This window comes from Mesorhizobium sp. M0293, assembly GCF_040321735.1.
GTDB lineage: Bacteria > Pseudomonadota > Alphaproteobacteria > Rhizobiales > Rhizobiaceae > Mesorhizobium.
This window is the reverse complement of sequence record NZ_JAMYSA010000184.1, coordinates 1-7,404: the sequence shown is the minus strand read 5'-3', so window position 1 is coordinate 7,404 and position 7,404 is coordinate 1. Positions and strand designations below refer to the sequence as shown.

The window sequence follows — 7,404 nt, the reverse complement described above, 5'->3', positions numbered from 1 at the left end:
TGGGCATCAATCCCGGATCGATCATCATTTTGACGCAATACACTACCGTCGCCTGCAGGGCATTGAACGGTACATTCATTGCACCCGCGGCTTGCGGACCGGTGCCTGAAAAGTCGAATAGTAATTTGCCGCCTGACACGGATATCCGCACGGCGATCCTTACCGGTTCGTCGCCAATACCATCGTCGTCGAGAAATGCCTCATAACTGGCCTCTTTCGACGTAAACGCTGCGAGCTGATTGAGAAGGCGGTGCCGCGTATAGGCGATCATATCCGCTATTGCTGCGGTAAGGCGATCATCTCCGATTTGATCGAGAAGTTCCTGGGCCATGACTATCCCGCGGTCATTCGTTGCGAGTTGCACCCCCAAGTCCAGCTCGCGTTCCTTGGGATCACGTGTATTCAGGGTGACGAGACGAACGATGTCATTCTGCACCTTGCCTTTGTGCCGCAGTCGCACGATCGGGATACGAATTCCTTCTGCAAATATTGTTTCGGCGGTACCCGAAATGGATCCCGGAACCACGCCGCCGACATCCGAGTGGTGGGCGATATTTGCGAGAAAGAACGACAGCTTTCCATTGTAGAAGACCGGCGAGACCACAGTGATGTCGGGGAGGTGGGTACCCCCGGCGACATAGGGATCGTTACACATGAAGGCGTCGCCTTCGCTGATTTGCTCCGGCGAAAACTCCTTCAGCAAATGGGAAACCGCGCCGACTGTGGAGCCCAAGTGCAGAGGAGTGTGGACTGTCTGGGCGAGAACCCGGCCGGTGGCGTCAAACAATCCTACAGAACAGTCGCGCCGTTCCTTGACATTCGTGGAGAAGGATGAACGCACGAGGATATGTAACATACCCTCGACAATCGTCATCAAGCGGTTGTTGTAAACTTCCATCGCAATCGGATCGGAGACCGGTGCGCTGCCGCTATCTTTCTTCGTCATCTGCTTATTGCCCGCTCTCTTCGTTCAGTTCAATGATCAGGTTCCCCGGAGCGTCCACAAAGGCGACCTGGTTGGGAAAGATCACGCAGGTCGAACTCATGTCCTCGACAATCGCGGGACCGGTGATCCGCGTCGAAACCGGAATCCTGTCGCGTTCGTAAACGACCGCATCCACCCATTTTACATCCGGGTCGACGAAGAATTTGCGCTGCCCGATGATGGCCGCTTCAAGCTTGCCGTTCGGCTGCTGGCAATGTATGGCCGTTGCCGAAGATGGCGCCGATCCGCGGACCCGAAAGTTTACTATCTCGATCTGACGGTCGGGGAGCGAATAGCCGTATTCCTTGCGGTGCGCATCTTCGAATTCTCGCAAGAAGGTTTCGGCATCTGGCAGCGGATTCGGTAGCGGAATTTGCACCTCGTGGTTCTGTCCAAAGTACCGTGCCTCCAGTACATTCTCATATTGCCGTTGGGATTGGGGCACGTCCTCGCTAGCCAGCCAGCGCTCGGCTTCACCGCGCAAAACGTTCATTTCCGATGTGATGCTCGACCAGCATTCGCGAATGAATGGGCGGATCTTGCTCTGAACGAAATCAAGGCTGATATCGGAAACAAGGATACCCCGCGCGCACATCGTTCCGGGCTCCCTCGGCGCCACAACCCTGGACAGTCCGCATTCGATCGCCGTCTCAACACCATGCAATGGCCCAGCGCCACCATAGGCTATGAATGCATATTTACGCGGATCAACGCCGCGTTGCGTCGTCACCGAGCGGATGGCGCGAGCCATGTTCGAGACGGCAATCCGTATAATCCCATAGGCTGCCTGTTCCACACTCATTCCCAACGGAATGGCAATCTTTTCCTCGACAACCCTGCGCGCGCCATCGAGGTCGATGGGCATAGTCCCGTTCAATATCGCGACAGGGTTAAGACGGCCCAGGACAACATTAGCGTCGGTTAACGTGGGTTCGACGCCGCCTCGCATATACGCGACCGGCCCTGGTACGGCGCCAGCGCTCCGTGGCCCCACATGCAAGGCACCGGCGTTATCGATATAAGCAATTGAGCCGCCGCCGGCGCCAATTACGTGGATATCGACCATCGGCGTCTTGATAGGATATGACGCCACTTCGCGACTTGTAGTAAAATGCGGCGTTCCGTCACTGATAAGCGATACGTCCGTGCTCGTGCCGCCAACGTCAAAAGTAATCGCATTTTTATACCCTGCCTGCGCTGCGATGACGGCAGAACCAATTACCCCGGCGGCTGGACCCGACAGACAGGTTCGAACGGGGTATCGGCGAACCGTTTCTATGGACATCAGCCCGCCATTTGAATGGATCGTGTAGGGTTTTGCCGATATGCCCAACTTCGTCAGCCTCTCGACCAACCGAGCAAGGTAGTTCTCGAATTTCGGTCCCAAATACGCATTGGCTGTCGTTGTTGAAAATCGTTCATACTCACGAAATTCAGGCAAAACGTCGCTTGATCGGCTAACGAACGCGCGCGGCATCAATTCCCGCACGATGCTTTCTGAGCGCAGTTCGTGTTCCGGGTACAAGTAGCTGTGCAGGAAACAGATAGCCACGGCTTCCACGCCCTCGCGGGCCAGGTATTCCACCCCGCGTCGAAGCTCGGCCTCGTCGAGTTCCACCAGCACGTTTCCGCGAGCATCGATACGTTCGGAGACTTCGATGCGGTACTGTCGCCTTGCCAAGGGTATCGGCTTGATTACGCGGTAGTTATATACGTCTGGGCGCATCTGCCGGCCGATTTCCAGGATGTCACGAAATCCTTTAGTCGTTATCAGGCCAGTCTTCGCGCCGCGAAGTTCGATGACCATGTTCGTGCCGACGGTTGTTCCATGACCGACGAATTCGATTTCCTCGGGGTTCAGTTCATATTTGGCTAGCGCGCTGGACAGACCGGTTTCAATAGCTTCTGACGGATCGTGCGGTGTTGAGGGCTCCTTGAAATACATGGCCTCTCCCGATTTCGTGTCTATCAACACGAAATCGGTGAAAGTTCCTCCGACATCTATTCCCACACGTATCATTCCTGGCTTCCTCAATCGCGTATGGACAAGCACGTCGCTTCGTGTCCGATCAGTTCGATCTCGCTCATTGCAACCACACTGAGTAGCCGCATCGTATGGGAGCTGCTCAGTGTTCTATCCGGTGTGCAAGAAACCAGACTTGAGGCGACATGGCTCATACCAATTCCAACATAGCCCCCGAAACTTTGATATTAGCGGGCATTCGGGGCCCTGCTATCTTTAGGGTGCCCTTTGTGACGGGAGGAGAAGTCGAGTGAATCTGACCTATAAGATAGCAGCCTTGGCAGGCATCGCAGCGGTCTTATCCGGGCCAGCATATGCTGCCGATCCTATTCGCATTGCGTTGTTCGGCTTCGCGGCTGACAACGCCTTCACACTGGCTAGCCTGGAGGGTCTAAAGGAGGCGGCGAAAGAAGCTGGCGACGTTGAAATTGAATTGTTCGACGGTGCTTTTGATGCAGACAAGCAGTTCAACCAAATCCAGGACGCGGTCGCTTCTGGACGCTTCAACGGGATGCTGATCCTGCCGATGGGCTATTCCTCGGCGGTCCCTGCCGCCGAGGAGGCGATCAAAGCAGGCATCAAGTTCGGTTCGCTCGAATATCCGCTAGGGCCCGATCCAACGACAACCGACAAGTTCCAGGTCAAGGGTATGACGACATTCGTTGGCTATAATGTAGGCAGCATTGGTCTTCGGCTGGCCGAAGCCACTGTGGAAGCCTGTCAGGGCAGGGATCCGTGCAAGGTCGCGCTACTGGTCGGCAGCCGGTCAGCAGCCCAGGACGTGCCCAAGATCGAGGCATTCAATAAACATATTGCGGAGTATCCGTCGATCAAGCTCGTCTCCACCCAAGACACGCTGTGGGGAAGAGAACTTGGGCTCAAGGTGACGCAGGACGTTTTGCAGTCGAATCCGGACTTGGACGTTATCACCTCTTTCGCCGACCAGGCGGCGGCGGGCGCGGAGGTTGCGTTGACGGGTGCAGGTATGAATGTAGGCGGTGAGGGCGTTCAACTTATCGGCCTGGGCGCTACCCAAACAGCGGTGGCGGCAATCCGCCAAGGGCGCTGGTATGGTACCTATGTGGAACTGCCATACATGGAAGGCTATCTCGGCGGCAAAAACATCATAGCAGCCATGCGCGGTCAAGAGTTTGAACCGATTATCGATCTGGAAACGCGATCGCCCGTCGGTGCGGCAATCGCCACGAAGACAAATCTCAATGCCCATCCTGACTGGTCTTCGAAGTGGGATGGCTAGAGGTATACAATGCAGGTCGTTGTCGACAATGTCAGTAAACATTTTGCGGGCGCCATCGCACTTCAGAATGTCTCGTTTGAAGTGTGTAGCGGAAGCATTCACGGTCTCGTCGGGGAGAATGGCGCGGGCAAGTCGACGCTAGGAAAGCTGGTCGGCGGGGTTCTCCAGCCGAACGATGGACGCGTGATCTACGATGGTGACGACACGCTGGTCTCGTCACCACATGAAGCGATTGAGCGCGGTATCGCTGCCGTCCAACAGGAACTTGTTCTCTGTCAGGAGCTAACCGTCGCAGAAAATATCTGTCTGGGGCGCGAGAGCACGACACTTGGATTTCTACGAAACCGGGAGAGCCTCCGGGAATTCAACCAACTACGTGACGAACTTGGCTTCGAGCTCGACGGAAGAGCCAGGCTCGGCTCGCTAAGTATCGCTGATCAGCAGCAAGTGGAGATACTCAAGGCGCTTTCTCGAAACGCTCGACTGATCGTGTTGGACGAGCCTACATCTTCACTTACCCCTACCGAAACTGAACACTTGCACCAAGTCGTCAAAAGGCTGGCAAAGGAACGCGGGACGACCTTTATATATGTGTCCCACTTCCTCGACCACATACTCTCAAGCTGCGATGCTGTAACTGTTCTTCGAAACGGCAAGCACGTTCAAACGGGACCGGCTAAAGATGAAACACGCGCGTCACTGGCGGCTGCAATGCTGGGCCGCGACCTCTCCGATGTCTTTCCGCCCAAGAAGGCGCCGCCGCCAACTAGCGCGGTCAAGTTGTCTACCAGTGGTCTGACGAGGCTGCCCGTATTCGAGGACATCAACATCCATGTTCAGGCGGGAGAAATAGTCGGAATAGCAGGACTTGTCGGCAGCGGGCGCTCTGAGGTGTTGCGATCCATCTTTGGTGCTGACGAATTTCAAAGTGGCATGGTTGCAATCGACGGATACCCAGTTGGCCGCCATACGCCGATCACGGCAATGCGCAATGGTTTGGCCATGGTGCCGGAAAGCCGGCGCGAGCAGGGATTGTTCCTCGAACATTCGATCGCTGAAAACATCTCGCTCATAAATTTTAGTGAGCTTCGTCCATTCGGGATAGTAAACCACGGGAAAGAGGCGGGAGAGATACGTAAGTGGGCCGCCCGCCTGAACATCAAATGCACGTCTACTGACGCTTTGGTTTCCTCTCTTTCGGGCGGCAACCAGCAAAAGGTGCTTTTCGCAAAATGGTTGGCCGGCAACCCATCGGTTATGCTGCTTGACGAGCCGACCCGCGGTGTGGACATCGGCGCAAAATCCGAAATCTACAATCTGGTCGTCGAACTGGCAGCGCGTGGGATGGCTATCCTGATCGTTTCGTCTGAGATCGAGGAACTGGTTGGCTTGTGCCACCGGATGTACATCATGCGTGAAGGCAGTATCGTTGGCGAAAAATCCGCCGAGGGAATCGAGTTCGGAGCAATCCTGCGCGAATGCCTTGGCGTATACGAAAGCGATCTCCATTCAAACACATGAGAATAAAATTTCCTGCAACCGCTAAGACCGACGGATTGGAGAGACCAGTGCGGTTCAAGAACTATGGGCAGAGCCTCTTGAAGGGTTACGCCATCCTCATTGCCTTGGTACTGGCGATCACCGTCCTTGCGGTTGTGGAACCTGCGTTCCTCACATCCAGAAACTTGCGCAATCTGCTCGACCAGAACGCCGGGATTGGAATCATCGCGTGTGGGATGACGTACGTGATCGTCGCTCGCGGTTTTGACCTATCCGTATCGGCGACGTTCGCAGTTAGCGGAATTACGGCGGCACTTGTTGCCAATGCATCGACGCCGATAGTCGGTTTGATGTCGGGTGTAGTGATTGGCACGGTGATTGGTTTAGCTAACGGAACCCTTATTGCAAGGCTTCAGTTGAATTCGTTCCTGATCACCTTGGCTTCCAGCATCGTAATTCGGGGGTGCGGCATCGCCATGTCCGGCGGATATCTGATCAACGTAACGGACAATTCCTATTCTATGCTTGGGCGAGGTACTGTTTACGGGATCACTTACCCCAGCATTGCTTTCATCCTGTTTGTGCTAATCTCCATGCTGGTGCTTCACCGCACCCAGTATGGCCGATACGTATTTGCTGTCGGTGGAAACGAGGAAGCGGCGCTTCTTTCGGGTATCCGAACCAAAACCGTCAAGGGATCAACTTTTGCGATTGCGGGATTTGCGGCTGCTCTTGCTGGCATCCTACTATCATCGAAGGTTTCCACCGGCATACCCAACAGCGGTTCCGGGATCGAGTTGCAGGCTATCGCCGCGGTTGTTCTCGGAGGGACCTCGATTGGTGGCGGTGCAGGCGCCATTTGGCGCACGGTGGTGGGCGTGTTTCTGTTGGCGATCGTCAACAATGCCTTCAACATTATGAACCTCGAGCCATATCTCCGGGAGATAGTAACCGGAACCATCATCATTCTAGCGGTGATCACAAATACGCTCACCGGTCGCAAGTAATACAGGGCAGGATAAATGTCTAAAATAAGCACCATTGTCAAAAGTGACCGGTACAGGATAGCCGCCGATATAGGCGGCACTTTTACGGATGTGGTCGTTCAAAATACGAGTACAGGCGAATTACTTGCGGCGAAATATCCGACCACGCCCAGAGATCTATCGGACGGAATATTGCGCGCTTTCGGCCAGGTCATCGACAATTTCGCCGAGGTCGAGTTTGCGGTACACGGGACGACGCAAGGTTTGAACGCGCTGCTATCTCACTCTGGCGGCAGGATTATGCTCTTGACGACCGCCGGCGCTCGCGACAGCTTCTTCATCATGCGGGGATCGCGACCGCGAAGGGAAATGTACAACAACAAGTTCCAGCGTCCCGAACAGTTCGTTCGCCGGCGGGATACATTGGAGATAGGGGGTCGCCTTGACTACGAAGGCAACGAAATAGCGGAAATAAATCTGGGCGACCTGCAAGCCGCGGCCGAACACGCGAGGCTGAACGGGATCCAATCGGTGGCGGTCTGCTTCCTGTTCAGTTACAAAAATTCAGACCACGAGATTGCCGCTCGCGAATTTCTGGAGCGGAACGTCCCAGGAATTTCGGTGTCACTTTCGCACGAAGTCGCACGTGAGT

General features: G+C 55.1%; 6 protein-coding genes. 4 read left to right on the top strand and 2 right to left on the bottom strand.

All coding sequences use genetic code 11. The annotated features are described in order from the left end of the window. Together NKJ06_RS33410 and NKJ06_RS33405 are read right to left on the bottom strand one after the other, a co-directional pair. Positions 1-946, bottom strand: a 946-nt coding sequence (locus NKJ06_RS33410; protein WP_352812171.1) for a hydantoinase B/oxoprolinase family protein, incomplete at its 3' end; no start/stop codon positions are given. Positions 947-950: 4 nt separating this feature from the next. Continuing rightward, a complete protein-coding gene (locus NKJ06_RS33405; RefSeq protein WP_352812169.1) occupies positions 951-3,005 on the bottom strand; it encodes a hydantoinase/oxoprolinase family protein in 2,055 nt (684 codons plus the stop codon). 253 nt (positions 3,006-3,258) lie between these two features. On the opposite strand from NKJ06_RS33405, the gene NKJ06_RS33400 reads away from it, so the two are divergent. From NKJ06_RS33400 to NKJ06_RS33385, 4 genes are all read left to right on the top strand, one after another. Then, entirely contained in the window at positions 3,259-4,266 is a 1,008-nt protein-coding gene (locus tag NKJ06_RS33400) for a sugar ABC transporter substrate-binding protein (protein ID WP_352812167.1), read from the top strand. 9 nt (positions 4,267-4,275) lie between these two features. After that, on the top strand, positions 4,276-5,787 hold the full coding sequence (locus NKJ06_RS33395; RefSeq protein WP_352812165.1) for a sugar ABC transporter ATP-binding protein: 1,512 nt from the start codon (positions 4,276-4,278) through the stop codon (positions 5,785-5,787). 47 nt (positions 5,788-5,834) lie between these two features. Beyond that, positions 5,835-6,773 (top strand): ABC transporter permease, encoded by a 939-nt coding sequence (locus tag NKJ06_RS33390; protein WP_352812164.1) that lies wholly within the window; start codon positions 5,835-5,837, stop codon positions 6,771-6,773. A 15-nt stretch (positions 6,774-6,788) separates the two neighbouring features. Further along, on the top strand, positions 6,789-7,404 hold a 616-nt coding region (locus NKJ06_RS33385; RefSeq protein WP_352812162.1), incomplete at its 3' end, for a hydantoinase/oxoprolinase N-terminal domain-containing protein.